Genomic DNA, 25,360 nt, shown 5'->3' with positions numbered 1-25,360 from the left:
GAGCCCCACACTTCTTAGGGGCTGACGCGTGATGGCTGCTGGCAAACCAACCTATCAAAACTTGTTCCGCGATGAAGATCCGCACTTCTTGGAAGAATTGCGGCAGACACATCCCATGCCGGAACTGGCGGCATTTGCGGACGAGTGGGCCGCCGACCCACGGGAATGGGCTCGCGAGCAACAGATGCGGTATCTCAGTTTGCCCTGGAATGTTCCAGGACACGAACCGCTCATCAAGCATTTGCTGAAAGCGGCGGAGACAAAACAAGCTGACGAACTGATGGCCGTTTGTCTGGTGGCGGTGGATCGGCTTGTCCGGCGTGAACCGACTTTGCGATGGCGGTACGATTGGGTCGCGCAGTCCGGATGGGAGGAGTGGACTCTCGTCAATCCACGGAACACATTGCTCAAACCGCCTCCGAAACGAGAATTCCGAAATCCGATCACAGGTCGGATGCGAAGTATTCCACGGTCGCAACCGCGAGACGGCGTGCTGTTTTCCTATCACACGCGGTATTATCTGCGTCGGCGGGTGTGGCGGTATTTTCGTTGGATGGGGTACCGTCGGCCGGGAGAATATCTCGTCGCGATTTCCCACGCTTTGGTTCTTTACACCAACGACGACTTGGCCAGCGGCGAGAATCTGTTGGATTGTTGGGGGCTGATTCACGCATGCTTTCATGGCAGCGAAGTGTTGGAACGAACATCATCTCTCGTGAATGTGGCTCCCGGTCGCTCGCTGGCGGAACTCAAACCCGCTCCGTACTTCCCTGACCTGTGGAAAAGTTCGGATGCATTCGACGTGCTGTGGTTTCTTCTGCAGAATGCACGTTCTCGACCGATCCGCGTTTGGGCGATGGAACTGCTGCGGGAACACCACTCGGACCGCTTTTCCGATGTTCCGATCGATGAACTTCTCGAATTGTTCAAGCACGAAGAGGAAGAAGTTCAGCAATTTGCCGCCGAGTTGTTTCGGAAAGCCCGCGGTTTGGAAGCGTTGCCGCTGGAAACGTGGCTGTCACTGTTGGAACTCAAAAATCCGTTGGCCTTGTCGGCTGTTTGTGAGACGATGATCGAGCACGTGCGGCCGGAACGCCTGGCGCTCTCGGACTGTCTCCGATTGACGATGGTGGAACCGACACCTGTGGCACGACTTGGGTTGGGATATCTTCGTCAGCGAACATTTAAGACGACCGAAGATCGCGAAAGGTTGGCCCAAGCCGCCGATTTGCGATGCCAAGCGATCGCGGCCGATCTCACCGCGTGGGCATTGCCGATTCTGGGAAGCGATGGGAACTACAATCGTGACCTTGTCCTGCGATTCTTCGACTCGCTGAATCAAGCCGTTCGTGATGCGGCTTGGACCTGGCTGCTGGATGACGTGAATCCGACGCAACGTGACGCCGCGAGCGATCCGGTGTTGTGGGTTCGTCTGCTCGAAACACCTTTCGAAGATGTGCGGCTGCGAGTGATCGATGCGTTGGAACACCGCAATTCCTCAGGGGCGGCTCGACCATCGGGAGATGCTCTCGCGCCGCTTTGGACCAGCGTTTTGCTGGGCGTGCATCGTGGCGGACGTCAGAAACTGAAAGCGATTCGTCAACTGACGGCGGCGATCCAAAAACATCCGTCACGGCTGGAAACGCTTCTCCCTGTGTTGGCGGTCGCGTTGCGTTCGGTTCGCCGACCAGAGATGCGAGAAGCCCTCTCCGCGGTGGCAACGCTCGCCGACAGTGAGTCGGAAACGCTAGCCATGCTGGCCAGTGAACTGCCGGAACTCGAACTCAACGAACCGCCCGTGTGATCGGTGTGTTCTTCCAACTAAGTCGGCATCCTTTCACCCAGTTGGTGGGGGCGATTCCACGATGGACCTGTGTTCGCCTGTCGGTATACTGATCTGCAGATGAAAACACGCCGCACAAGACTGTGAATCGCTCTAGCAGGATTGGCATCGAGTCATGATGGGAATGTTCGAGGCAACCGGGGAACGGAAAGTCCGTTTCACTTGGCATGAGCCATTTACGTATCGGCTCAAACTTCGTGGCGATATAAAACGCCGATTGTTCTTTGGGTTTGCCGTGTGCGGGGCGATCGCGTGTGCGTTGATCGGAAGTTACCTGAGCGATCCGCAAGCTCCGGGACTTTGGGAATCTGTTGGTGGTGGTGTGGTTTTCGCTTTCGGTGTGACGGTGGTGCTCACATTCTTTGCCCGTGACCGACGAGCGGGGAAGATCATTGTGCGAGAAGGGATGATCTGTCGACATCGGTGGTACATTCACCTTTTCTGGTTTTGGACCGAAAATGTGGAATGGCGTTACGAAGAGTTGATGGATTGTGACATCGTTCCCGGGCGTGTCATCGGCGAATCGTTTTCGTTGTTGGTGATTTGGGGCGAAGAGGATTCCGCAGACATCATTGGGATTCCGCAAGATGTGGAACTCAAACCACTGGCGGAATTTCTGCGTGATCAGGGAGTGAAGGTTGCGAGCGGTCGCGAGATTCCGGCTGCGTATACGAAGAAAATGAGCCTTTGGAAATTGGTGCCGGTCGGATTGATTCTATTGGTGTTTGCAGCCGGACTTACGCATCAGGTGGTTTTGCGTCAGATCGAAGCGAAACGCAGTGCGGAAATCCAAGCCCGTCACGAGGCAGAACGAGCGAAGAACACGCAAGCCAATCGGCCAGCGAATCCAAGGATTCCGCCGCCGATGATTCCATCACCGCCGGCTCGAAAGACCGATGCACCCCGCCGAGCGAATTCCATTCCCGTTCCGCCGAAGAGGGAAGCGGTCAAGAGTCGTGATCTCGCGATGGTCGGTGGAGAAAGCGGACTTGTGTTCCGAAAAGCGAGCCCCACGAATCAGATGGCACTCGGCTTTCGGTATCAATTGGGGCAATGGGCGGGCACGCCGGCGGTTGCTCACTTAACCCCGGTGTTCGATCAGTCCGAGGTCGACCCCAAGAAAACGGTGTTCGCGCGCGAGGGGTATGCCGTTGGTGGTTTGGAAGTTGTGTCGTCGAAGTACGTCACCGCAGTCCGCGTAATTTTTATGCGTCGGACTTCGGAAGATGCGTTGGAACCGGCCGATACGTATAAAAGTGAGTGGATCGGAAATGGGACCGACGCCACCGCAGAAACGATCACCAGTGATGGTCGGCGGGTGGTCGGCATTCACGGTCGTCGTGGAGCCGTTTTGGATGCTATTGGGCTCGTCGTTGCCGACTAATTTCGGTGCCTCTCAATTCCCGCTAACTGTCAATTCTTGCCGCTCCCCGTTCGCTCTCAGTTGCAAAATGTGCGGTATGGGGCACTCTGACAGGCACTTCAAACGGTACGATCCTTGCAATTAGTGAGTTCATCTCTAGTTGCGAGTTTGGCATGGGATATGCGTGCCTTGTGGGGGTGAGTGATTACTACGGAAGTGTATTTTGGCACGAATGAAATTATTCCGCATGATTTTCAGGGCCTGAGCGACGAAATGATGAAGTGGAAGTGAATTCACTGTTGTGTTTTCACTGTCGTTCTGTTTAATTGGTAATCATGCATGCCCAATTCTTGGGCTGATGTGCGAACTCTTTCGCTGGATTTCAAGGCAAGTCGTTTTTTCTATTCAATGTTTGAAGGTGTTTTCTGATGACACGCGTGCTACGAACTCGACGCCCCGGATTTACTTTGATCGAATTGTTGGTGGTCATCGCCATCATCGCGATCCTGATCGCCCTGCTGTTGCCAGCGGTCCAACAAGCTCGCGAGGCAGCCCGGCGGACTCAGTGCAAGAACAATCTGAAGCAGCTTGGCTTGGCGTTCCATAACTATCACGACACCAATCTGACATTCCCTCCAGGTGGGTTGGAACATTCCGGCTACCGCATTGGTTGGGCGGGACGAGTTTTCCCCTTCTTGGAACAGGGAAACCGGGTTGACGCAATGGATGCTATGGCCGCCGACGCTTTGATGAACATTATGCCTTGGCGTTTCGACACGGCTCCTCACAACGGTGACAGCCCCGTATTTACAGATTCCATTGGCGTGTTGGCTTGCCCATCATCTGCGTTGGGGGAGAAAAGTCCGGACATTACGAATTCCACACTGCCTTGGATCGTCGATCAAGGTGCACTGCACTATCGAGGCAATGGTGGTTCGTCAGACCTGGATATTGTTTCCGGTTCTTCGTCCACCCGAAACTACAGCACATCGGGCGTCTTGTATCCAACCAGTCGGGTTCGGATTGGTGACGTTGTCGATGGGACCAGCAACACATTGTTGATTGGTGAGTCATCCAGTTCCCAAGGGTGGACCGATTCGCAAAAACGTGGTTGGGGCGGGATTCAGCCGTGGACCTGGGGTTACTACTACTACGGTTCCGGCAATGGTTTTCTGCAACTCGACAACAAATACGTTCAGTTCCCGATCAACTACCAAGGATCGTTTGCAACGAACAACACACCGTTCACAAGTTACCATCCTGGTGGAGCTCAGTTCTTGAACTGCGACGGAAGTTCCACATTCCTGAGCGAAAACATGGATCTCAATGTCCTGAAAGCCATGGCTACTCGAATGGGTGGCGAAGTGATCGACAACAACTAGCTCGCGTGTGGCTCGTGGGTAGCGTTTTGGGATCGCTGTGTCTTGGCGAATGTTTTTCGTCAGCCGCTATACGCAAAAACGACTCGGTCTCGAGCGATTCAACGATTGTGATTGATTAAGAATTCCTCAACTGATCCCGGTGATTTTCGGACGCTGGGATCCTTTTTATCAGGTATGTCATGCTGTTCGGTAATTCGATTTTCTCTCCTCTACGGAGCCTCTTGGTGGGATGCGTGTTGGTTTCCGGGCTCTCTGGATGTGGAGGGGCCGGCGATCAGATGGAGACGTCAACTGTCTCCGGGACCATCACTTACGATGGCAAGCCGGTCACGACGGGAACCGTGATGTTCACACCCGTTGGTGGAGGCCCACCGGCGACGGGACAAATCCAACAGGACGGAACTTACAACCTCAAGACTTATGAGGAAGGTGACGGGGCCGTTCTTGGCGAACACAAGGTCACGATTGTTGCTCTCGACATGGGAAGCGGATTGCCAGAAGAAGCGGCGAGCGAGCCACGTGCTCTCATTCCCGACAAATATGGTCGCGACACGACGTCCGGGTTGACCGCGACCGTCACTGATGGCGAGAACACGATTGATTTTCCGCTCGAGTAATCTTCTGTCGTCCAAAAACAAAAGCGAAACTGCAATCGAAGGCAGTTTCGCTTTTTTGTTGGTCTACTGGAAAACCGTTACACACTTGGTAGCCATGGGAGTGGTTCGTCGGCGGCTGGGAGTCGCACGGTTTCCACTGCGGTGACACCGTCGTGAGCACGGATTTCATCGACGGCAGCGGCCGGTGGTTCGTCATCCAAATTGAGAACCGCAACCGATTCCCCGCCTCGTTGTCCGCGACCAAGTGACATGTCAGCAATGTTGACGCTGTGCTTCCCGAGTGTCGTGCCGATGACGCCAATCAAGCCGGGTTTGTCTTGGTGTCGATAGATCAATAGGACGCCGTCCAGATATGCGTCGAGTGGCAGGTCGTCCAGTCGGACGAGTCGCAGGAACTTGGTTCCCAGCACACTACCGGCAATCGTCAGGCGACATTGGTCCGTTACAATTTCGGCGGACAGCAGCGTGGTGAAGTCTCCGCCGCCGCTACGATCGCGAGTGCCTTCGACCTCCAGCCCCCGTTGCTCTGCAACGTTGCGGGCGTTGACGTAGTTCAACTGTTCGTCCAGCAAACCATCAAGGAGAGCTGCGAGGAAGTAATTGGTGAGCGGTTCGATCTTGTGTTCCAGTTCCTCGCCACGGAACGTCAATTTGACCGACTTCACACCGGTCAAGCAGCGTTGTTTCATGATTCCCGCTGCAAGGCTACCGAGTCGGTACGCCAAACCAAAACCAGTCTTCAGTTGGGCCAATTCCGAGGCCAACAGTGGAGCGGTGTTGACGGGATTACGAATCTCACCGGAGAGCAAATACGCTTTGACCAGCTCGGCGGCTTCCAGAGCCACCGCTTCTTGAGCTTCCGCCGTCGACGCACCAAGGTGAGGCGTGCACAAGACTTGGGGAAGTTTCGTCAACGCGGTTTCACCGGGCGGTTCCTTCACGAAGACGTCGACTGCCGCGCCGCCGATGTGGCCGGATTCGATCGCCGTTGCGAGTGCGTCTTCGTCAATGATGCCGCCACGAGCACAGTTGATCAGACACGCCCCCTGTTTCATCTTCGCCAACTCGTCGCTGCCGATCAGACCGAGTGTGCTGGGCCCACCAGGAACGTGGACCGTCAGGAAATCGACCTGCGGGAGCAATTCATCCAGGTCGCGAACCAACTCGACGCCCATATCGGCCGCACGTTCGGCGGAAAGCACGGGGTCGAAGGCGATGAGCTTCATTTCCATGGCTCGGGCACGGCGGGCGACGCATTGACCGATTCGCCCCAGACCGACGATCCCCAGGGTCTTCCCGGCCAGTTGATGGCCGGTGAACTTCTTCCGGTCCCAACCGCCGGCTTTCATCGTGGCCGCTGCGGGGGCAATGTTCCGGGCAAGTGCCATCATCAAGGCGACCGCGTGTTCGGCGGTGCTGGTGGTGTTGCCTGCGGGTGTGTTCATCACGATCACACCGGCTTTGGTCGCCGCGGGAAGGTTGACGTTATCCACGCCCACACCGGCTCGCACGACCAGTTTCAATCGTTCTTGGCCTTCGAGAACCTCGGGCGTTAGCTTACTGCCACTACGGATGAGGACGGCGTCAACCGACTTCAACTCCTCTCGCAAGTCATCCGGCGATTTGTGCAGGTCCGGCTTGTTGATGACCTCAATGCCCTCGGATTGCTGAAGAATCTCCAGCCCGGCGGGAGAAAGACTGTCGGAAACTAGAACTCGGTAGGTCGTCATGAGAGTAGACAGGGCTGATGGTTGAACCGAAAAAAAGAAGGCTGTAATGCCTTGACGGTGGCCGATGTTAGCTGATCCGTGTTGTCATGGGAACCAAATCCGAAAACTGTGGGGAAATCTCGTTAGGATTCCTCCGCGAGTGCCCGTAACTCCGGTTCCAAGTTCTGCATTCCCTGCTCAACGCTGATTTCGGGTTGGTAGCCGAAATCCCGATGGGCTTTCGTGACGTTATAGTAGTGGGAACCGCTCAATTGCGAAGCCAGGAACCTCGTCATCGGTGGTTCACCCGGAAGACGCAAAAATCGGTAGACATGTTCGCAGGCATGCCCGATGCGGTACGCTTTTTTCGCGGAAATTCGTTTCTTGAGCGGCGAAAGACCGGCTCGCGTCAGGAGTTCATCAATCCATTCCCACAGGTTGACGGGTTCGGGCTCGTTGATGAAATACGCCTGCCCCGCCACCGGAGAGTCGAAGTCGAGGGCATCTGCGGCTTGCAAATGTGCGGTGGCAACGTTTTCCACGTAGGACATGGAAATCAGGTTGTTGCCGTCACCAATGCGTCGCAGTCGACCTGATTTCGCCCGTCGGATCAGGCGGGGAATCAGGTGGTTATCGCGTGGCCCCCAAATCAGATGCGGTCGCAGTGCGCACGTTGCGAACGAATTTCCATCGTTCGCCGCCAACACCTTTTGCTCGGCGAGCATTTTCGAGTGGGGGTAATGAGCTAGAAACTGTTCCGGTTTAGGATACGGCAACGATTCGTCGGCGTTCTCGTGGTCTTTGCCATCGTAGATCACGCTAGGCGAACTCGTGTGGACGAGTTTCGGTACCCCATGCTTTTGACACGCATTGATGACGTGTTCGGTGCCGAGAGTGTTGATTTCATGATACCGTTTCCACGGTCCCCAAATGCCGGGGACGGCGGCAACGTGGAAGACAACATCGGTCCCCTGCACTGCATTCGAGATGGCGTCGGCATCCCGAATGTCACCACGCACGCAATCGACGCCGAGTTCCGTGAGTCGGGGATATTCACCCCGAGAGAACACACGCACCTCGTCGCCTCGTTCGCGGAGTTGCTCGACGATGTACATCCCCAGGAATCCACCACCACCGGTCACTAACGCTTTCATGACGGCTTCGCTTCCGGCAATTTGGGGTCCATTTGTTTCCACATCGCGTGTTGGTTACCGAAAACGTTGTTCTCCGCCCACACCGCCAGGATTTCGCGGTTGATTTTGATGTTGTGTCGCACGTCGACGGGGAACGATCTGTGAAAGAGGATGAGGTGAATGTCTTTCGTCAATTCGTTCGCTTGGCCGAGTTCACGAAGGTCGTGCCGGAACGAATCTTCTGCGTTTGGCTGCGGGAAGTGGCCGTCTTCGGGTTCGATGATGATGGCCGGCACCTGGGAACCGGGTTTGCCGATACCGACCAATGCACTGCGATAGACTTTGGGATGCTCATTGAAGATGGCTTCGCATCGCACTGAGAACAATCGTCCGGCTTCGGTCTCGACGATGTGAGCCTTACGGCCGCAAAACCAAAGTCGCCCGGACTCGTCGATGTACCCGACATCACCCATGCGATGCCAAAAGCCCTGCCCATCGGCATCGAGAATCTTGGCTTTCGCGGTGGGTTCGGGGCGGTCCACGTATTCGCGAGTTGTTGACGGTGCTTGCACGATGATTTCGCCGATCTCGCCGACTGGCAACTCCTTGGCATCATCGAGAGTCGCGATGGCTTCCGGGACGATTTCGATAATCTTCACCGTCACATTTGGGAAGAGTTGCCCCACGCATGTGCCGGCTCCGTGGCGGGTTTTCTCGACGGTTTCTCCCAAGACTTCCGAGCCAGAAATAGACGCAATCGGGAGTGATTCCGTGGCTCCGTAGGGCGTGTGGATATCAGCGTTTGAATTGAGAGCGGCTTTCATCCGTTTGAGAACGTGTGGCGGCACCGGTGCTCCAGCGGAGAGGATCCGTCGGATGGAAGGCAGTTTGATGTCGTGTCGTTCGAGGTATCGACCAATCCGATTCCACATCGCGGGTGAACCGAATGCTTGCGTTACGCCTTGTGATTGGATCGCGGCGATAATTTTCTTGGGGTTCACGTTCGCCGGGCGTGTTGGGTCCATGTCAGGAACGACTGTGGTCACACCCATTGCGGAGTTGAACAACGCGAACAGCGGAAAGCCAGGCAAGTCGATTTCACCGGGCTGGATGTCATAAAACTCACGGAGCAGATCGACTTGGGCATCAAACATTCGATGGGCATACAACACGCCCTTCGCAGGTCCGGTGCTGCCGCTGGTGAAGATGATCGCCGCGGGGTCGTTCGGCTCGGTTGTGGGAAGTGTGATGTTTGCGGTATCTGCTGCGAGTAAACTCTCGTAGGTCGGGCCACCCCACGGGAGTTTTCCACCAACGGTGACATTAAGTTTCGCTTCCGGGAACAGTTTCCGACGCAACGCACGGATGACTTGCACCGCGCGAATTGCGACAAATCCTTTCGGCGTGACATCGGTCAGACAGCGAAACACATTCCGAGGACCCATGCCGGGATCGATCAGCACGATCACCGCACCGGCTTTGAATAAGGCGAATGTGAGTGCGATGAATTCCAGACTCGGTCGGACCATCAATACGATGCGATCGCCTTTTTGAAGTCCGAGTTGAACCAGACCTTTCGCGAGTTGCTCACTTTCGTCATCGAGTTGGCGGAAGGTGAGGTGTGTCCACGACGTTCGCCCGAGTCGATCTTTTCCCTGAGGAAACACGACGGCTCGTTGGTCCGGCCAGGACTTGGCCGATTGACGCAAGCGATCAGCGATATTTAATGGCATGAGTTTGAAATACTGTATCTGCCAGAGCCACTTCGAAGCCCAGACTTTATGAGCGGTAGACCCGGTGTGTGCAGCGACAGGAACCGGGGCACGCATCGCTTTAGGGAAGAAGTTCCAGAGCGTTATGCTCTGAGGAGAATTTCTCCCTTACCAAGTTCCAGGAAGTCGCCCGAATATCGCCGATAATCGATATCGAAACAATCGTCCGGCAGCGGAAAATTCAAAGATCGTAAGTGTCGCAGGTAGACGGTTAAGAATTGCGGATGGTAATTGCAGGCATGTTGGAATGTGGGGAGCAGATCGGTTGCGGATTCGGGGCCGAGCAATCCAATGGTGCCTCGACGCATTCCCGCACCGGGACGGATGCCAGATTCGCCGAAGACAAAAACGGTTCCTGCGATCATATTGAACGCGATCGCGTCACCTGCTCGACCACCGATGGCAATTAGTCCACGCCGCATCGTATGGCCGACTTCGTTGCCGGCATTGCCGTCGATGAGAATTTCCCCGCCGGTCATGCCCCGACGACCACCTCGGTAAGCGGCTCCAACAAGGTGTCCGGCGTTGCCATGCACGCGAATGCGTCCGCCATGCATTTCCGCACCCAACCAATCGGCACAGTCGCCGTGAACGGTGATCTCACCACCGGTCATCTCCGCGCCGAGGTGCATCCCCGCGTTGCCTTCAACAACGACTCGGCCACTCTCCAGCTTATTGGCGATCAGTTTGACCTTGGACAAATCGCCTTGCCAACGCATTTCATTGTCGTCGGCGGCTGAGCCATGAACGTGGAAGAATTCGCCAAGCTCGACTTGCTTGTTGCCGCGTTGTATCGGCGTTTTCAGAATTTCGTCGTTGGCTTGGCGACAGACGCTCTTTAAAGAAATTGAGTCCACTTCGAGAGGTATCGAACTGGACTCTTTGAGTTCAATGACAAGCGGCATGGTTGATTTAGTTGCAAGAGAACGAGAAATCAGCCGCCAGTCGGCTTTCTCGTCCCATCAATAATCGCCACGCACTTCGTTCGCAAGTCCTTCGATGAATTTTCGTGCGGCAATGTATGCGGACGGACGCAGATCTTTCACGTGTGTTTGCAGACGTTCCAGCATTTGGTCGGTCAAATCGAGGATGTCTGACGTGTTCGCGGCCGATGTCAAAGCCCGTGCCTTGAATGCATCCTCAATTTCGGCACGCAACATCGCGTAGGCTGGGTCCATCAACGGTTCTGGCCATTTGATCGAGCCTTGCGACGGATCGAGTTGGCTTGGCGAGAGTGTTTCGGGTTCGCGAGGTTTCCGATTCCGCTGCCATTGCAGGCGTTCGGCTTTTCGCTTTTCATTTTTTTCTTCGCGAAATTGTTCCAACGCTTTTTGCTGTTGGATGTACATATTCGTGTAGTGCAGTTGGTTGTCGATATACTTCGTGCGTGCGTCTTCGTAGTTGATTGCTCCGGCGGTGGCATCTTTATACGCTTCGCCTGAGGCACGAATCATTTCGGCTTGCCCGAATTTTTGGTACATGCCCGGCGTGTAACCTGCGGCGCCACCATAGCCGTAAGGGAGACCGTAGCCACCGTAAAAACCGGGACGGAATATTTGGGCTTGCAATGGGGTTGTGGCAAGCCCAAGCAGGGCCAACCCCATCAGTGTTGCGAATCGAAACTTCATGGTTCTGTCCTCGATACTGGCTTCCACCATCCGTCGTGATGAGCCAAAGGAATGATTGTTTAAGCAGACTGACGGGAAAGATGGTAGAATCGGCATCCCAATTCCGTTTATAATCAGTCCTCAGACGAACTGAAATCCAAGCAGCAGTCAAAATCGCTCTATTATGATTATGGAAGTGATTCTTGTCAGGATCAAGCGCATCCCCGGTCAAAGCCGACAGAATAACCACATCGGTTGTTAGCTCGTATGCCGGGCTTGCAAAATTGGGCTTCAGCGAATTTCACGCACATTCGACGATTCTACTTCGGAGATAATCCATGACGCGACTTGTTTGGACGACCGTGTTTGCCAGCGTGGTGTGTCTGGCACCACCGCTCCAAGTTCAAGCGGCGGACGATTCGATCGCAGCGATCGAGAAAACCCTGACCGAAGGTGATCTGCAAGCACAGCGAAAAGCGGTTGCAAGTCTCTCGAAATTTGGTCCGTTGGCGGCTGAAGCCGTGCCAACACTGGTCGACAAACTGGCCGCCAGCGATGACCTTATTTTACGACACGAGATTATTCTCGTTCTGGGGCGAATTGGTCCACAGGCTTCCGCCGCTACGCCGGAATTGATCAAACAATTGGACTCCGATTCGTTGATCCTAAAATATGCCGCCATCGAAACGCTTCGGCATATCGGTCCTGAAGCCACGAAGGCATTGCCTGCCTTGCAAAAGTTGGTAGATACAAAGTTGCCCCTCATCCGGGTCTCCGCAGCCCGCGCCGTCGTTGCAATCAGTCAAGATGATGCCGACACCCCGCAAAAGGCGATTCGCGTTCTGATCAGTGGTTTGAAAGCCGGAAACGAAACCGTCCGCAGTGACGCCATGCGAGGGTTGGCCCTGGTCGGAAAGCCGGCTGTAAAACGAGTGGCCAAATTGCTGGAAAGCGATGATCCCGAAGTCGTCTTCAACGCCTGTGATGCATTGGCAGCAATCGGTGAACCCGCGCAAGCAGCCGCCGAGCCTCTGATGGCCGCTCTGGAGAACGACGATCCACGAGTCCAATGGCATGCAGCCCGAGCGTTGGGCATGATCGGCGCCAATGCCGATGCGGTCGTGCCAGCACTCGCAAAACTATTAGATTCCGAATCGGTTGCGGTTCGATCGAACACGTTGCAGGCTCTGGGCGCTTTCGGAGCAGACGCGGGTTCCGCTGTGGATGCGATTGCAGAGCGGCTGACTGATGACGAAGCGACCGTTCGGCTGTTGGCAGCTCGTTCGCTTTCAGCGATCGGTCCGGCAGCAAAGTCGGCTGTTCCTCAATTGGAAAAAGCCTTGGGCGATGATTCCGGTGTAGTCACGCTGAGTTCCGCTGATGCTTTGGGCCGAATTGGGGGCCCTGGTTTGGATGTGTTGGTCAAAAAACTTGACGATCCAAACTATCAGTTGCTTGCGGTCACAATCATTGCCAGCTTAGGCGAAGACGCAGCGGATTCCGTGCCCGCTTTGGTGAAGTTGCTCGGTTCGAAGAACGCTGCTGTCCAACGTGAAACACTCGTCGCGTTGGCGGCGATGGGAACAAAAGCGTCGGATGCGACCGAAGCGTTGGTTGAACTGTTGAAGTCCGACGACAACCCCGGTCGAGCCGGTGCCGCTTACGCCCTCGGCAAAATCGGTGCTGAGAAGGCGATTCCGGCTCTCAAAGAGACGGTCGAAGATGAGAATGAGAAAGTGCGATCTGCAAGTGCCTTCGCTTTGGTCTTGCTGGACGCCGAGAATCCCGAGTTCATCGAGCTCGCCGTACCACGCTTGATCGGCGGATTGTCTCGTGAGGACGCACTGGTTCGTCGTGAAGCTGCGATGGCTTTGGGACGCATCGGCGAACCGGCCAAAGTTGCTGTTCCCGAGTTGATCATTGCAGCAGACGACGCTGATCCAACCGTGCAAACTGAAGTCTTGGCGGCATTGGCACAAATGGGTGCGGCTGCGAAGCCGGCTCTGCCGACAGCCGTCAAGTTGCTCGAAGGTGACGATGCCCGCGTTTCCGCAACCGCTGCATACTTGCTCGGGAAACTTGGCGAAGATGGCCAAGAAGCCGTTCCCGCGTTGCAGAAGATGTTGCTCGAAGGCGATGAGTTGCAGAAGACGGTTTCGGCATGGGCTCTCTTGCAAATCAAGCCAGAACCGAAAGTCGTCGAGAAGGCCATTCCATTGTTGCTCAAGGCATTGAAGGGAGCCAACCCGAAAGCCCGGTTGGAAGCGGCAACGACATTGGGGCGAGTCGCCAAAGACAATATTGTTGTCAAAGATGCCCTCAAAGAATTGTTGCAGGATGAAGATGAAGAAGTTCGTGAAGCCGCGAAAGCTGCCTTGGAAGAACTCTAATCTGTTGACGGATCCGGTTGGCGAACGGGCCGGCCGGATCGCTTTTCTTGTCTGAATTGAAACTTCTCTTACGAACGACCTTCGATGAAAATTGCCTTGGCCTCGGACCACGCGGGATTCGAGTACAAACAGCGAATTTACCAAATGCTTACCGAAGCCGGGCACGAAGTGCGGGACTTTGGAACCGATTCCAACGATTCGGTGGACTATCCCGACTTCATTATTCCCGCCGCAAAAGCCGTCGCATCCGGGGAGTTCGATCGTGGCATCGTTCTGGGTGGTTCCGGCAACGGGGAAGCCATTGCAGCCAACCGTGTGCCGGGTGTTCGATGCGTGTTATGTTGGAACGTCGAAACCGCCAAACTTGGTCGACAGCACAACAACGCGAATTGTTTGTCGATCGGTCAACGAATGCTGACTTGGGAACTCACCGAGCAAATCATTCAGACCTGGCTAGAAACACCATTCGATGGCGGTCGACATCAACGACGGATTGAGAAACTCGATCAGGATTTGTAACAAACCACGTTCGAGACTGTGGGTTCAACACAGGAGCACACCGAAGGCATGACAACTCGCGACGCTGAAACGGCTCGGTTGCCGAATGGTGTCCACGTCATGACCAAACCGATCGGGCCGATTTGCAATCTGGATTGCGAATACTGCTACTACCTGCATAAAGAAGAGTTGTACCCGTCCGGCGAACGCTGGCGGATGACCGACGAAACGCTCCGCGAATACGTCCGTCAGTACATCGCCGCTCAGCCGGAAACTGCCTCCGAGATCACGTTCGCTTGGCAAGGCGGTGAACCGACTCTTCTGGGGCTCGAGTTTTTTCAACGAGCAGTCGCGTATCAACAGGAGTTCGCCCCGGCTCGCACGCGGATCGTCAACACGTTGCAAACCAACGGCGTGCTTTTGAATGACGATTGGTGTCAGTTCTTCCGCAAACACCATTTCTTGATCGGTCTTTCGATCGATGGCCCAGCGGAATTGCACGATCGCTACCGCTACGACAAGCAAGGCCAAGGCACATTCCACGCGGTCCTGAACGCGTTGAAACTGCTGCAACGGCACAACGTGGAATACAATGTCTTGGTCGTCGTGAACCGTGTGAATGGCGATTACGGCCGAAAGGTCTATACGTATCTGCGAGACAATGGGGTTCAATTTCTGCAATTCATTCCAATTGTGGAACGCCGCGGTGTGGGAGTGCATGCGGAACTGGAATTACCGATCACAAGCGAAGGCCCCAGTAATCCCTGGCAAGACCGTGTTAGCAGTCGGAGTGTGGCTCCGGAGCAGTTCGGTGATTTTTTGATTGCGGTTTTCGACGAATGGGTTCGCCGTGATGTCGGTCGGGTGTTTGTGCAGATTTTTGATCAAGCTTTGGCTGCATGGTCGGGGCATGAGCCGAGTTTGTGCGTGTTTCGCCGGCAATGCGGCGGAGCGCTCGCGATGGAGCACAACGGCGATTTGTTTAGTTGCGACCACTTTGTCGAACCTGAGTTTCGACTAGGCAACATTCATGAATTGCCGATTCTCGATCTCGCAGCTTCCGACCCCCAACGCAAATTCGGCGAGGCGAAAGAAACGACACTTCCGCAGTATTGTCGGGAGTGCGAAGTTCGCTTTATGTGTAATGGCGAATGTCCGAAGAATCGGTTTATCGAAACTCCCACCGGCGAAGCGGGATTGAATTACCTGTGTGCCGGTTATCGCAAGTTCTTCAATCACATTCGACCGGTGATGGAGCTGATGGCTGAGGAACTTCGGAACGGTCGTTCGCCGGCGAATGTCATGCACCAACGCCGGTCGAAATCCTCGCCGAAACAATCCTCGGCTCTGCAAACCCTTCGGAACACGCCGAGCGAGTCCGTCGGCCGAAACGCTCCCTGTCCGTGTGGTTCCGGGCGAAAGTACAAGAAATGTTGTTTGGCTCGCTGATACCGACTGTCAGTTTCATCGGTTCCCTGCTGACTGCCGGACCGACAGCATTGCCGAACGTGTCGGCCAGTCCATTACGAGTCGTCGAGTTGGCATCCGGTGAGCAGATCTCAGCGGAAGTTTTGGGAAGTGACGAACGGACACTTTCGCTACGATTGCGGGGCGGTTCTGTTGTTCAAGTGCCGAGGGAGTTCGTTTCGACAATTTCTCAACAACCCGGCTGGCGGGACGTGTTCTTCGAAGATTTCGAGAACGCAAGCAAGCTGCGAACTGTCGACGACCAACCACTTCCGCTGAAATCGATCGATTCAGGCTCCTCATCAACCGCGTGGGTTGCGAACGATCAAACTACCCGATGGGATTTCCGCTCGACAAAAGCGTTGACCGCCGGGCGGTTCTGCTGGACCACCCGACCCGTCTCGACTGGCTCAAATTCCGGAGAGGTGTCGCTGTCTTTTCAGGACGGCAATGTTGTGCGGCGTTTGAACCTCCGTTTCGATCAAGCCGGTCAATCCACAGTGACAACCGAGAATCTCCGTGTGGCGACGTATTCCGTCTCCCGATCCGTGAAACCCACTCGGTGGACCGTGATTTTCGGCGAACATGGTGTGCGACTGTTGGCGAATGATGTTGTCGTCGCTAATGGTAAGACATCAGGTGGCTCATTGGCTGCGATTGAGATGGAACTCGACGCCAATGCATCCGTCGGGTTCGACGATTTACTGCTCCAGTCACGCTGGCCGACCGATACCGACCAATCCGATTCCCCTGTGTCCGACAACGCTCAAGCTTCGATCACCCAGTTCGATGGCAGCCGACTCTACGGCGAAATTCTGCACGTGGGCAAACGGTCCATTCGATGGAAATTCGGTGAGCAACATGTGGTGACGCCATGGACCGATGTGCGAGCGGTCGGTTGGAACGGGCGGTCTGTCGAGCAAGAACATAAGTCTTACGCAGAAGCTAAAGTCACAGGAAAGTGGGGGCGTGTGCGGTTTCGGCCGTGGCAACTCGCTCCGGCAACCGCACCGGTGGACGAGTTGGAAGTTGCGATCCGAGCCAATAAGAAAGGCGTCTATTCCGTGGCTCATCCGATCCTGGGCCAGTTTTCCTGCCCGACCCAACAGGTGGCAACTGTGGAGCCTCTCTTCGATGGGACACGGCAGGTGTTACTGAATCACCGGATTCCGTTTGTGGGACCACGAACGCGTTGGGCGGAGAAGTTTCGTATTGCCAGGGTTGAACCGGCGGCGAAACAGTTTGTGCGATTGACCACAAGCGGCTTGGAGCCATCAGGACCGAACACGTTTCTTGGCAGCCGATATCTTCGTGAGTTGCGGAATGGTTCGATGACCACGCAGTTGTGGGTCAACGATCAGCGAGTTGCCGTGTTAAACGAATTTCTTTCGCGGCACCATTCCGAGACCGAAATTCGAGTTCCGATTCCCCACGGTATGGTTCAGTCCGGTGAAAACTCTTGGGAAATACGTCAGATTCCGCGATCCCCCAACGGAGCCGACTTTGATCGCTGCGTCATCGGACCAGTCTATTGGGAGTCTGAACCTGCCGAAGTCGCTCCATCGCAGTGAGCGTGTTCCATGACGAGTGGATTTTGGTCGCAGCGGGGGCTGTCTCGTGGTGATCGGAAAACAAAAGCTTTGAGATATCCACGGAAGCCTCAATCGCGGTCTAGCGGATGGTCATTTGGGGGAACAACCGTTCGTATGGGTAAACAGCTAGGAAGGTGTCAATTCTTGCGGGCAATGGCACTTTGATGCCAGCTTCTTCAAACCCGGCTCGCGCACCTTTGCTACGTTGCCATTCATCCTCCGTGATTTCGCCGTCGCGGTTGCGGTCCAAAACTTTAAAAACATACTGAGCTTCCTTTGCGCTCGGTTTGTCCTTTGGGGCGTCTGTCGATCGAGATGCCGGACCGTTCGGCGATGATGGACCCGCGTTGGAACTCGCGAGAAAATTGGACGCCATCGTTGTGGCATCGGTTTCCGTGACGGGAAATTTCTCGAAAATTTCCAACTCGCGTGGGGTGAGGAACGAATCGCGGTTAGCGTCGGCGAGGAAGAACTGGTTCAGTTCCGCCGGTTTCCACTGACGCCATTCATACAGAGCGATTTGCCCGTCGCCGTCGCTGTCGGCTTCCGAGTAGGCTTCCGCAAGATCGACGGTGACACGCGGCCGTTCTTCTTTTTCCTTGGAGGATTCCCCGCGACGGTCTGATGATCGACCGCGATCCGAACCGCCTCGGTCACCCCAACCGCCTCGGCCATATCCACCGCGGTTTCGATCGTCTCCACGACCCCGATCATATCCCCCGCGGTCCGATCCGCCACGATCGTATCCTCCACGGTCTGGTGGTCCACCTCGGCCGTAGCCGCGACCGCGATCCCCGTCATCGTCGCCACGACCGTAACCGCGACGGTCATCTCCGCCCCGTCCACCACCGGGGGGTCCACCTCCTGGAGGGCGGCCGAAACTCCCGTTCCGTCGCATCTCTTCCATCAACCGGGGGACGATTTCCGCGAAACGGTCTTTGCTGATCGGGAAACGTAGTCGTTCGTTTCTCAAGGCTTCTTGAAATGGCCCAGGGAGTCGGCTGGCTTCATTCTCATCAATTTCACCGTCGTTATTCGAGTCCATACGGTCTGCAATCCAACCGCCCGATGGACGTTGCGCGAAGACCAGCGACGTATTATCGATGACCAAAGCCAAAAGGAACAAGGGGGCCCAGGCCGAGAAATTTCTCAACATTGCTTTCGATCCCTATTTTCTGCGGTCGGATCAACTTTCTTTGGGGTTAAACACCTTAGGTTACAAAAACGGTCGGTGAAATCGATCTTTTTACCGTCCGATGAGCATTTTTCGGAAACGAAATTGCGTTGTCCGAGGAAACAGGGGTAACTGCCCGGATTTCACGTGGTGTTGCCTCTGGTGTGTGGCCAAACGGAAACAAATAGGTGCTGCCAACACGTTCCCACTATGTGGGGGAATTGGATCGAAAACTCGAACCAATCCCATCGTTCCGAGAGTTTCGTTGTGAGATCGAAAGAATTCATGCGTCAGAATGGGAATCGAACCGTCTTTGGTTACGAATCCTGATTGACCGAGAAGTTGATATTCGTTTGTCTATCGTAATTCGACAGGTTGTTATGTTAAACGCCAATTTCAGTTGCGAACGTTGTCTGCGAGGGTTCGTTTGCCTGGGGATGATGCTCGGCGGATTCTCGTCGATGGGGTTCGCGCAACAGGCGAGTTCGGATTCACAGGTCATTTCCTTCGAGGCAACCGGTGAAGCGAAGTCGGCTGGAAATGAACCGGCGATTTCCTTCCAACTCCAGAACGCCCCCTGGGAGTTTGTGCTGCGAGAATTCGGTCGCAAGGCCGGATACACCTTGCAGATGCTCGATATTCCCCCCGGGACACTAACCTACTCAGACAAAAAGACTTACGCACCGGAAGAAGCCCTCGATATCCTGCACGGATATTTATTGCAGGAAGGTTTCGTGATGGTCAAGCGGGACCGGTTTTTGGTGGTGTTGAATATCGATAAACGCCCGATTCCACCGAATTTAATTCCCAATGTCGCAGCGGAAGACTTGGAAAAACGCGGTCGCAACGAGTTGGTGAACGTTGTATTGCCGCTCCAAAATGCGGAAGCGGAAGATGTGGGTGAGGAAGTCGAAGCCCTGTTGGGGCCGCAAGGCAAGGTGGTGCCGCTACCGACCTCGAATGCGATTGTCGTCACCGATACCGCCGCAACATTGGTTCGCGTCCGTCGGCTTGTCGAAAATATTGCCGCCGGCGAAGAGGATTTGAAGTTCAAATCGTTTGGTCTCAAGCATATCAATGCCGAAGACGCCGCGTATTTGGTTCAGAGTCAATTGGGAGTTGGCACCGGCGTGACGAACGTGAGTGCCGCTCAGGAATACGACCGTTCGCGAGATTCCCGATATCGCGGTCCGTCGAGCAGTTCACGATCGTCTTCGTCTCAAACAGCGAAAGCCGGCACGCAAGTGACGCCGGATCTTCGCACGAACTCGCTGCTTGTGACGGCGACCACCGAGACGCTAGGTTTGGTCGAGGAAATGATTGCGAGCATCGATGTTGGGGAAAACGCCGATGGCCAAGCGTTTTCCGCCGGACGTGGCAAACCGTATTTGAAGGTTTATTCACTCGAAAGTGCGGACGCACGCGAAGTTGCAAAAACGTTGGATGCGGTTCGACCGGGAGTGGTGATCAACGAAGATGGTCGGGCCCGTCGCATTCACATCAAAGCGACGGAGTCGGAGCACAAGGAAATCGAGGAGATCATTCGGCAGCTCGACGGAGCTGGTGGGGGAACCCAACAAGTCGCGGTTATTCCGCTCGCGGACTTGGATCCGCTGGGGGCGGCTGCGACATTGCGTTCGCTGTTCGTTTCCGATGGCGATGCGGCTCCGATTATCGAGGCCGACACCTATGGCATGCGTTTGATGGTTCGCGGGACGTTCGACCAAGTGACGCAAGTGAAAACGCTGTTGGCTCAACTGGGTGAGGATGGAACCGGGCAATCGGCTGGAACCAGTCGTGGTGGCACGGTTCGCAACATCCCGCTGGGCGGTCGGAATGCTCAACGATTTGTCGATTTGTTGGAGCGGGAATGGTCTCGCTCGAAAAGCAGTTCTGTTCGGATCGTGGTGCCTTCGCGATCAGGTCCTATTGGCGATCGTTTGGTGCCGGGCCGTTCCACGATGCGTTCGGATGACGAATCATTGGACGATATTCAGTCCCGACGTCGCAAATCGGATACTGTCTCGCCTCGCAAACGTCCTACTCAAGATGAGTTGCTGCCCGTGAATTTTCAGGACACCCCTGCGAAAGCCGAGTCCACAGCAGAGCCGGCGAAGGGGCCGGCGGAGATCGTGGTTTATGCGGATGGCATGTTGAGTTTCAACGGGGAAACAGTCACTGCGATTGATGAACTCAAAACGTCGCTACAAAACTGGCAGTCCCGCTCGGGCGATGCCAAAGTTCGAGTGGTTGTCGATCCGAAAGCCCCTGCTCCGGCGTTGTCGGCTGTGTTCGCGACGGCTCAGGAGGCTGGTAGCGAAATCGATCTTCGCTCGGAGAAAACGACGCCGCCCGAACCCGCTGTGAGTCCGAAAGAAACCGTGACGGTGTCCTCGGAACAACCCACCGAGCCACCTACGGAATCGGCTCGTGAAACCGAAGCAACCGATGACGCGAAAGACGATGTCACGGTGATCGTCCGGGACGATCAGTTGGTGCTTCTCTCCGACAATGAAGACGCCTTGGATCAAATGGAAGAAATGATCGGAGATTTGGCCCAAGCTGTGCCGCCGGAAACGACTTGGACGGTGTTTTATCTCCGTGTGGCTGATGCGACCACGACTGCCGCAATGCTCGAACAACTCTTTCCAAGCAGCAGCATCGGCACCGCGGCCATTGCCGGTGAGCAATCGTTGATGGGGTCACTCACCGGCGGATTGTCGTCGCTCGGCGGTGGTTTGATGGACATGGCTGGTCTTTCCGGTCTGGGTGGGCCACAGACGCTGCGAATCATTCCCGATCTGCGTTCGAATTCGTTGTTTGTCACCGGTCCGACGGGGCAAGTTCGCGATGTCGAACAAATGCTCAAAATCCTCGACTCCGATGAAGTCCCGGAAAGCCTGCGTGAACGGTTGCCGCGGATGATTCCTGTCGATCATGCCAGTGTGACCGAAGTGGCCGAGATTTTGAAAGAGGTCTACAAGGACTACCTCGAAGACCCCAACGCACGGAACAACGGCCGAAACAACCCATTGGCGATGATGATGGGCGGTGGTGGTCGTAGTAGCGGCGGAAGTTCGAGTCCTGGCATTCGTATGACAATTGGTGTCGATGCCCGGACCAGTACTCTGGTCGTCTCTGCGAACGATACGTTGTTCCGACAGGTGGAAGCGTTGGTCGAAGAACTCGACAACTCCGCATTCGAAGCCCACGAGACGATTCGTGTGGTCCCAGTGGGCGAGGCAGATGCGGCCATCGTGCAGGCTGCCTTGACGTCACTCATTCCGAGTGTGAAGGTGAGTACAACGAATTCCGGTGCCAAACCGTCGTCGCCCTCAAGCAACAGTTCCAACGATAGCAACCGGGACGACAACGTGCGGCAGTTCTTCGAGCAACGAATGCGGGAACGAGCCGCCGAGCAAAGTCGGGGAGGTTCGACCCGTGGTGGAGCACCCAGCGGTGGCCGATCGGGTTTCCCGTTTGGCGGCGGAGATCGCGGCGGGAGTAGTCGTCGCGGCTTTGGCGGTGGCGGTTCGTCACGACGCGGACGATAATTGAATCCCAACAAAATCGGAGTCAAACTGGATATATCAAGCTTCAACAACACAAATCATTCGCAATGCCGGGTTCTCTAAGTGGACTCGGCATGAATGGGTTTCTGATAAACGATTGAGTTAGACTGACATGGACATTGGTGATCTTCTCCTTTCCCGCGGTTTGCTGGATCGGCAGCAATTGGACTTGGCTCGGTCGGAAGCGAACGGTCGCCGTGTCGATCAGGCTGCCGTCGCGATGCAACTCGTGCCGGAAGATCGAATGTTGCAGACCTTGGCTGAAGAGTTCGGCATGCAATATGTCGAACTCAAAGATGTCGAGATCGATCCGGAATTGCTGTCGCAGTTTCCGACATCCGTCGTGTTTCGGCACGGTTTGCTACCGCTTTCTCGCGAGAATGGAACCGTCACGGTTGCCACGAGTGATCCGTTCGATTTGGAAGCCCTCGATGAACTCAGCGCGGCCAGCGGATTCCGGCTCGACCCGGTGTTGGCTCGGCATGACGACGTTCAAGAGTTGATCAAGTCGAATCTCGGTGTCGGCGGCGACACCATCAACGAGTTGGTCGCCCGACGTGGCGATGAAGTTGAGTTCCTCGAAGAATTACCGGAGAACGCGGGCGAACTTGCCGAAGCTGCACAGGAAGCGTCGGTTATTCGATTGGTGAACGAAGTGCTCGTTGAAGCACTCGACCAGAAGGCGAGCGACATTCACATCGAACCAAACGAGAAAGGGCTCACGGTTCGGTATCGGGTCGATGGTTTGTTGCGTGTTCAGCCGGTGCCGCCGGAGATCAACCACTTTTACTCGGCGATCGTCACGCGACTGAAGATCATGAGTCGTCTGAACATCGCGGAGAAACGGTTGCCGCAGGACGGGCGGATCAACATGCGGGCTCGCGGTCGGGAAGTCGACGTGCGTGTTTCGATTATTCCGATGCTCTACGGCGAAGGTGTCGTGATGCGTTTGCTCGACAAAGAGCGAATGAACTTCAACCTCGATAACGTCGGCATGCCGGAAAAAACTCTGGCCACGTTTAAGGAGTTGATCGAAGCCCCGCACGGGATCGTTTTGGTGACGGGGCCAACCGGGAGCGGGAAAACTTCGACGTTGTATAGCGCTCTGAGTTCGATCAAGAACCCGACCACGAAGATCATCACCGTCGAAGACCCGGTCGAGTACCACACCAACGGAATCAGCCAGATTCAGGTGCACTCGAAAATCGGGCTGACATTCGCGGCGGGACTGCGAAGTATTCTTCGACATGACCCGGATGTGGTGTTGATCGGGGAAATCCGTGACGGCGAAACGGCTCAGAGTGCGATTCAAGCTGCTCTAACTGGGCACTTGGTGTTCAGCACGCTGCACACGAACGATGCACCGGGGGCATTTACGCGGCTGATCGACATGGGGGTGGAACCGTATCTGGTGGCGAGTACGGTCGAAGGTGTGCTCGCCCAGCGTTTGTTGCGGCGGTTGTGCCCGAAGTGCAAAGAACTTTACACTCCTCATAAGACAGAACTTCCCCCCGATTGGCCCACCGAACCCGACACGCAAGTGTATCGCCCCAAAGGATGCCGAGACTGCCGTGAAACTGGGTATTCCGGACGAACCGGGATCTTCGAACTCTTGAAAACCGACCCTGCAATCCAAAAACTATGTATTGAACACGCCAGTGCCGGACAGATTCGCGACTACGGATTGCGAAATGGTCTGACGACACTTCGGCAAAGCGGCTGGGAACAAGTTCTGGCCGGCGTGACCAGTATTGAAGAAGTCCTCCGAATTACCAAGGGCGATTATTTGTCCTCCTAATTGTATTCCCCGAAGTTGTATCCCTCCCCTGATTCGCCTGCGTTGAACCGTTTGCCACGGATTTTTTGTCTTTTCCTACGCTGCTCATCATGCCTGATTTTCAATACACCGCTCGCGAGCTTTCCGGCAAACAAGTGTCCGGCGTGTTGAGCGCGGGCAACGAGCAAGAAGCACTCGGAATGTTGGCGTCCATGAGCCTGTTTCCGGTCAATGTGCAAGCGAAACAGCAAATCGTGGGCATCGGCGGTCGCGTGGGCGCGCGGCAGCTCGCAACTTTCTTCACGCAATTGGCCGACTTGCTGCACTCCGGCGTGCCGTTGTTGCGATCGTTGGAACTCTTGGAACGGCAAACGACGAAACCAGCGTTCAAGCGTGTGTTGGTCGATATCCGTGAACAAGTGGCCGAGGGGACGCGGCTCGCGGATGCGATGAAGAAACACCCGAAAACCTTCGGCGATTTGGCTGTCAGTATGGTGACGGCAGGTGAAGAAGGTGGGTTCATGGAGGACGTGCTCAAGCGGATTGCGTCCTTCACGGAGCATCAGGAAGAACTCAAGAGCCGCGTGGTCGGTGCAATGGTCTATCCGCTGTTTCTTGTCGTACTCGGCGGAGGAATCGTGGCGGCCATGCTGACGTTCTTCGTACCGAAGTTCGCGCCGATCTTCGAACGCATGTCGGATCGTGGTGGGCTTCCATGGGCAACAACGGCCTTGCTCAATACAAGTGACGCCGTGCAGTCATATGGCTTGCTAATTCTGCTGTTGATTGCGGGACTTATCTACGGTCTGAAGAAATGGGCCGAAACACCGGATGGCCGAATGAAAGTCGATCGCTTTCGTCTGAATGCACCCGGCATGGGGCCGATCGTGCGAAGCTTAGCGGTCGCCCGATTCTGCCGCATCTTGGGAACACTGCTTCACAACGGCGTGCCGATTCTGCAATCCTTGCGAATTGCCAAAGACGCCGCCGGCAACAAAGTTCTGAGTCATGCCATTGGTGACGCCGCCGAGAATATTTCCGCCGGGAAGTCGCTTGCGGTTCCGCTTCGGGCCAGTGGAGAGTTCTCGACCGAAACCGTCGAAATGATCGCCGTCGGTGAGGAAGCCAACAATTTGGAACAAGTCTTGATCGACATCGCCGAGACGATGGAACGGCATACGAATCGAAAATTGGAAATGTTCGTGCGGTTGCTCGAACCGCTGATGCTGCTGTTTATGGCGGGACTTGTGTTATTTGTAGTTGCCGGGCTGATGCTTCCCATTTTGCAAAGCTCTGGCATCTTTTAGGGTCCGCAGTGGATATGAAAACCTGATGATGACGCACTTCCGCCACACGAGACCGACTTGTTGCAGAGTCATTATTGTTTGGAAGTGAATCAATCAATTAGTCAGATGCGTCGCGACGCATCACAACTTTGAACACGTTTGGAATGGTGCGTCGCGA

17 protein-coding genes are annotated in these 25,360 nt (G+C 55.3%); 11 read left to right on the top strand and 6 right to left on the bottom strand.

Features of this window, described 5'->3' with window-relative positions:
• Window positions 1–31: 31 nt before the first annotated feature.
• The 4 genes from G6R38_RS14985 (at window position 32) to G6R38_RS14970 (ending at window position 5,205) form a co-directional block, all read left to right on the top strand.
• Window positions 32–1,804: a hypothetical protein gene (locus G6R38_RS14985; protein WP_166827127.1), complete on the top strand. Its 1,773-nt coding sequence runs from the start codon at window positions 32–34 to the stop codon at window positions 1,802–1,804.
• A 163-nt stretch (window positions 1,805–1,967) separates the two neighbouring features.
• Complete coding sequence (locus G6R38_RS14980) at window positions 1,968–3,227, top strand: hypothetical protein (protein WP_166827123.1); 1,260 nt, start codon at window positions 1,968–1,970, stop codon at window positions 3,225–3,227.
• Between the two features lie 407 nt (window positions 3,228–3,634).
• Window positions 3,635–4,588 (top strand): DUF1559 family PulG-like putative transporter, encoded by a 954-nt coding sequence (locus G6R38_RS14975; RefSeq protein WP_166827120.1) that lies wholly within the window; start codon window positions 3,635–3,637, stop codon window positions 4,586–4,588.
• Between the two features lie 278 nt (window positions 4,589–4,866).
• The gene (locus G6R38_RS14970; RefSeq protein WP_166827117.1) at window positions 4,867–5,205 is read left to right on the top strand and encodes a hypothetical protein; all 339 of its coding nucleotides are present in this window, start codon (window positions 4,867–4,869) and stop codon (window positions 5,203–5,205) included.
• A gap of 77 nt (window positions 5,206–5,282) precedes the next feature.
• Here the strand turns inward: G6R38_RS14970 and serA are convergent, their stop codons facing one another.
• The 5 genes from serA to G6R38_RS14945 all read right to left on the bottom strand — a co-directional run bounded on the left by serA (window position 5,283) and on the right by G6R38_RS14945 (window position 11,447).
• Window positions 5,283–6,935, bottom strand: coding sequence for a phosphoglycerate dehydrogenase (serA, locus tag G6R38_RS14965; protein ID WP_166827115.1), 1,653 nt, complete (start codon window positions 6,933–6,935; stop codon window positions 5,283–5,285).
• A 122-nt stretch (window positions 6,936–7,057) separates the two neighbouring features.
• Window positions 7,058–8,068, bottom strand: coding sequence for an NAD-dependent epimerase/dehydratase family protein (locus tag G6R38_RS14960; RefSeq protein ID WP_166827112.1), 1,011 nt, complete (start codon window positions 8,066–8,068; stop codon window positions 7,058–7,060).
• Window positions 8,065–9,780: a fatty acid CoA ligase family protein gene (locus tag G6R38_RS14955; RefSeq protein ID WP_166827109.1), complete on the bottom strand. Its 1,716-nt coding sequence runs from the start codon at window positions 9,778–9,780 to the stop codon at window positions 8,065–8,067. Before G6R38_RS14955 ends, G6R38_RS14960 begins: the two co-directional genes overlap by 4 nt.
• 122 nt (window positions 9,781–9,902) lie before the next feature.
• Complete coding sequence (locus tag G6R38_RS14950) at window positions 9,903–10,724, bottom strand: formylmethanofuran dehydrogenase subunit C (protein ID WP_166827106.1); 822 nt, start codon at window positions 10,722–10,724, stop codon at window positions 9,903–9,905.
• A gap of 57 nt (window positions 10,725–10,781) precedes the next feature.
• Window positions 10,782–11,447 (bottom strand): hypothetical protein, encoded by a 666-nt coding sequence (locus G6R38_RS14945; protein ID WP_166827103.1) that lies wholly within the window; start codon window positions 11,445–11,447, stop codon window positions 10,782–10,784.
• 317 nt (window positions 11,448–11,764) lie between these two features.
• Here G6R38_RS14945 and G6R38_RS14940 point away from each other — a divergent pair, with 317 nt between their 5' ends.
• The 4 genes from G6R38_RS14940 (at window position 11,765) to G6R38_RS14925 (ending at window position 17,352) form a co-directional block, all read left to right on the top strand.
• Window positions 11,765–13,816 carry a HEAT repeat domain-containing protein gene (locus tag G6R38_RS14940; protein ID WP_166827100.1) on the top strand — a complete coding sequence of 684 codons (2,052 nt, stop codon included), beginning with the start codon at window positions 11,765–11,767 and terminating at the stop codon, window positions 13,814–13,816.
• A gap of 84 nt (window positions 13,817–13,900) precedes the next feature.
• Window positions 13,901–14,335 carry a ribose-5-phosphate isomerase gene (locus G6R38_RS14935; protein WP_166827097.1) on the top strand — a complete coding sequence of 145 codons (435 nt, stop codon included), beginning with the start codon at window positions 13,901–13,903 and terminating at the stop codon, window positions 14,333–14,335.
• 48 nt (window positions 14,336–14,383) lie between these two features.
• Window positions 14,384–15,763, top strand: a complete 1,380-nt coding sequence (locus G6R38_RS14930; protein WP_166827094.1) for an anaerobic sulfatase maturase — start codon at window positions 14,384–14,386, stop codon at window positions 15,761–15,763.
• Entirely contained in the window at window positions 15,745–17,352 is a 1,608-nt protein-coding gene (locus G6R38_RS14925) for a hypothetical protein (protein WP_166827091.1), read from the top strand. The genes G6R38_RS14930 and G6R38_RS14925 overlap by 19 nt, the downstream gene beginning before the upstream one ends.
• A gap of 100 nt (window positions 17,353–17,452) precedes the next feature.
• On the opposite strand, the gene G6R38_RS14920 is transcribed toward G6R38_RS14925, so the two are convergent.
• On the bottom strand, window positions 17,453–18,529 hold the full coding sequence (locus G6R38_RS14920; protein ID WP_166827087.1) for an EF-hand domain-containing protein: 1,077 nt from the start codon (window positions 18,527–18,529) through the stop codon (window positions 17,453–17,455).
• Window positions 18,530–18,927: 398 nt separating this feature from the next.
• On the opposite strand from G6R38_RS14920, the gene G6R38_RS14915 reads away from it, so the two are divergent.
• The 3 genes from G6R38_RS14915 (at window position 18,928) to G6R38_RS14905 (ending at window position 25,203) form a co-directional block, all read left to right on the top strand.
• The gene (locus G6R38_RS14915; protein WP_166827084.1) at window positions 18,928–22,101 is read left to right on the top strand and encodes a secretin N-terminal domain-containing protein; all 3,174 of its coding nucleotides are present in this window, start codon (window positions 18,928–18,930) and stop codon (window positions 22,099–22,101) included.
• A gap of 130 nt (window positions 22,102–22,231) precedes the next feature.
• Window positions 22,232–23,917, top strand: a complete 1,686-nt coding sequence (locus tag G6R38_RS14910; RefSeq protein WP_166827080.1) for a GspE/PulE family protein — start codon at window positions 22,232–22,234, stop codon at window positions 23,915–23,917.
• A gap of 89 nt (window positions 23,918–24,006) precedes the next feature.
• Window positions 24,007–25,203: a type II secretion system F family protein gene (locus G6R38_RS14905; RefSeq protein ID WP_166827076.1), complete on the top strand. Its 1,197-nt coding sequence runs from the start codon at window positions 24,007–24,009 to the stop codon at window positions 25,201–25,203.
• Window positions 25,204–25,360: the final 157 nt, after the last annotated feature.

The sequence above is a fragment of the Thalassoroseus pseudoceratinae genome, assembly GCF_011634775.1.
GTDB classification, from domain to species: Bacteria; Planctomycetota; Planctomycetia; order Planctomycetales; family Planctomycetaceae; genus Thalassoroseus; species Thalassoroseus pseudoceratinae.
This window is presented reverse-complemented; position numbering and strand designations above follow the sequence as displayed.

Excerpts from the sequence above, each read along its gene's own strand:
- G6R38_RS14985 (WP_166827127.1), top strand. The coding sequence starts at position 32 with ATGGCTGCTGGCAAACCAACCTATCAAAACTTGTTCCGCGATGAAGAT.
- G6R38_RS14980 (WP_166827123.1), top strand. The coding sequence starts at position 1,968 with ATGTTCGAGGCAACCGGGGAACGGAAAGTCCGTTTCACTTGGCATGAG.
- G6R38_RS14975 (WP_166827120.1), top strand. The coding sequence starts at position 3,635 with ATGACACGCGTGCTACGAACTCGACGCCCCGGATTTACTTTGATCGAA.
- G6R38_RS14970 (WP_166827117.1), top strand. The coding sequence starts at position 4,867 with ATGGAGACGTCAACTGTCTCCGGGACCATCACTTACGATGGCAAGCCG.
- serA (WP_166827115.1), bottom strand. The coding sequence starts at position 6,935 with ATGACGACCTACCGAGTTCTAGTTTCCGACAGTCTTTCTCCCGCCGGG.
- G6R38_RS14960 (WP_166827112.1), bottom strand. The coding sequence starts at position 8,068 with ATGAAAGCGTTAGTGACCGGTGGTGGTGGATTCCTGGGGATGTACATC.
- G6R38_RS14955 (WP_166827109.1), bottom strand. The coding sequence starts at position 9,780 with ATGCCATTAAATATCGCTGATCGCTTGCGTCAATCGGCCAAGTCCTGG.
- G6R38_RS14950 (WP_166827106.1), bottom strand. The coding sequence starts at position 10,724 with ATGCCGCTTGTCATTGAACTCAAAGAGTCCAGTTCGATACCTCTCGAA.
- G6R38_RS14945 (WP_166827103.1), bottom strand. The coding sequence starts at position 11,447 with ATGAAGTTTCGATTCGCAACACTGATGGGGTTGGCCCTGCTTGGGCTT.
- G6R38_RS14940 (WP_166827100.1), top strand. The coding sequence starts at position 11,765 with ATGACGCGACTTGTTTGGACGACCGTGTTTGCCAGCGTGGTGTGTCTG.
- G6R38_RS14935 (WP_166827097.1), top strand. The coding sequence starts at position 13,901 with ATGAAAATTGCCTTGGCCTCGGACCACGCGGGATTCGAGTACAAACAG.
- G6R38_RS14930 (WP_166827094.1), top strand. The coding sequence starts at position 14,384 with ATGACAACTCGCGACGCTGAAACGGCTCGGTTGCCGAATGGTGTCCAC.
- G6R38_RS14925 (WP_166827091.1), top strand. The coding sequence starts at position 15,745 with ATGTTGTTTGGCTCGCTGATACCGACTGTCAGTTTCATCGGTTCCCTG.
- G6R38_RS14920 (WP_166827087.1), bottom strand. The coding sequence starts at position 18,529 with ATGTTGAGAAATTTCTCGGCCTGGGCCCCCTTGTTCCTTTTGGCTTTG.
- G6R38_RS14915 (WP_166827084.1), top strand. The coding sequence starts at position 18,928 with ATGTTAAACGCCAATTTCAGTTGCGAACGTTGTCTGCGAGGGTTCGTT.
- G6R38_RS14910 (WP_166827080.1), top strand. The coding sequence starts at position 22,232 with ATGGACATTGGTGATCTTCTCCTTTCCCGCGGTTTGCTGGATCGGCAG.
- G6R38_RS14905 (WP_166827076.1), top strand. The coding sequence starts at position 24,007 with ATGCCTGATTTTCAATACACCGCTCGCGAGCTTTCCGGCAAACAAGTG.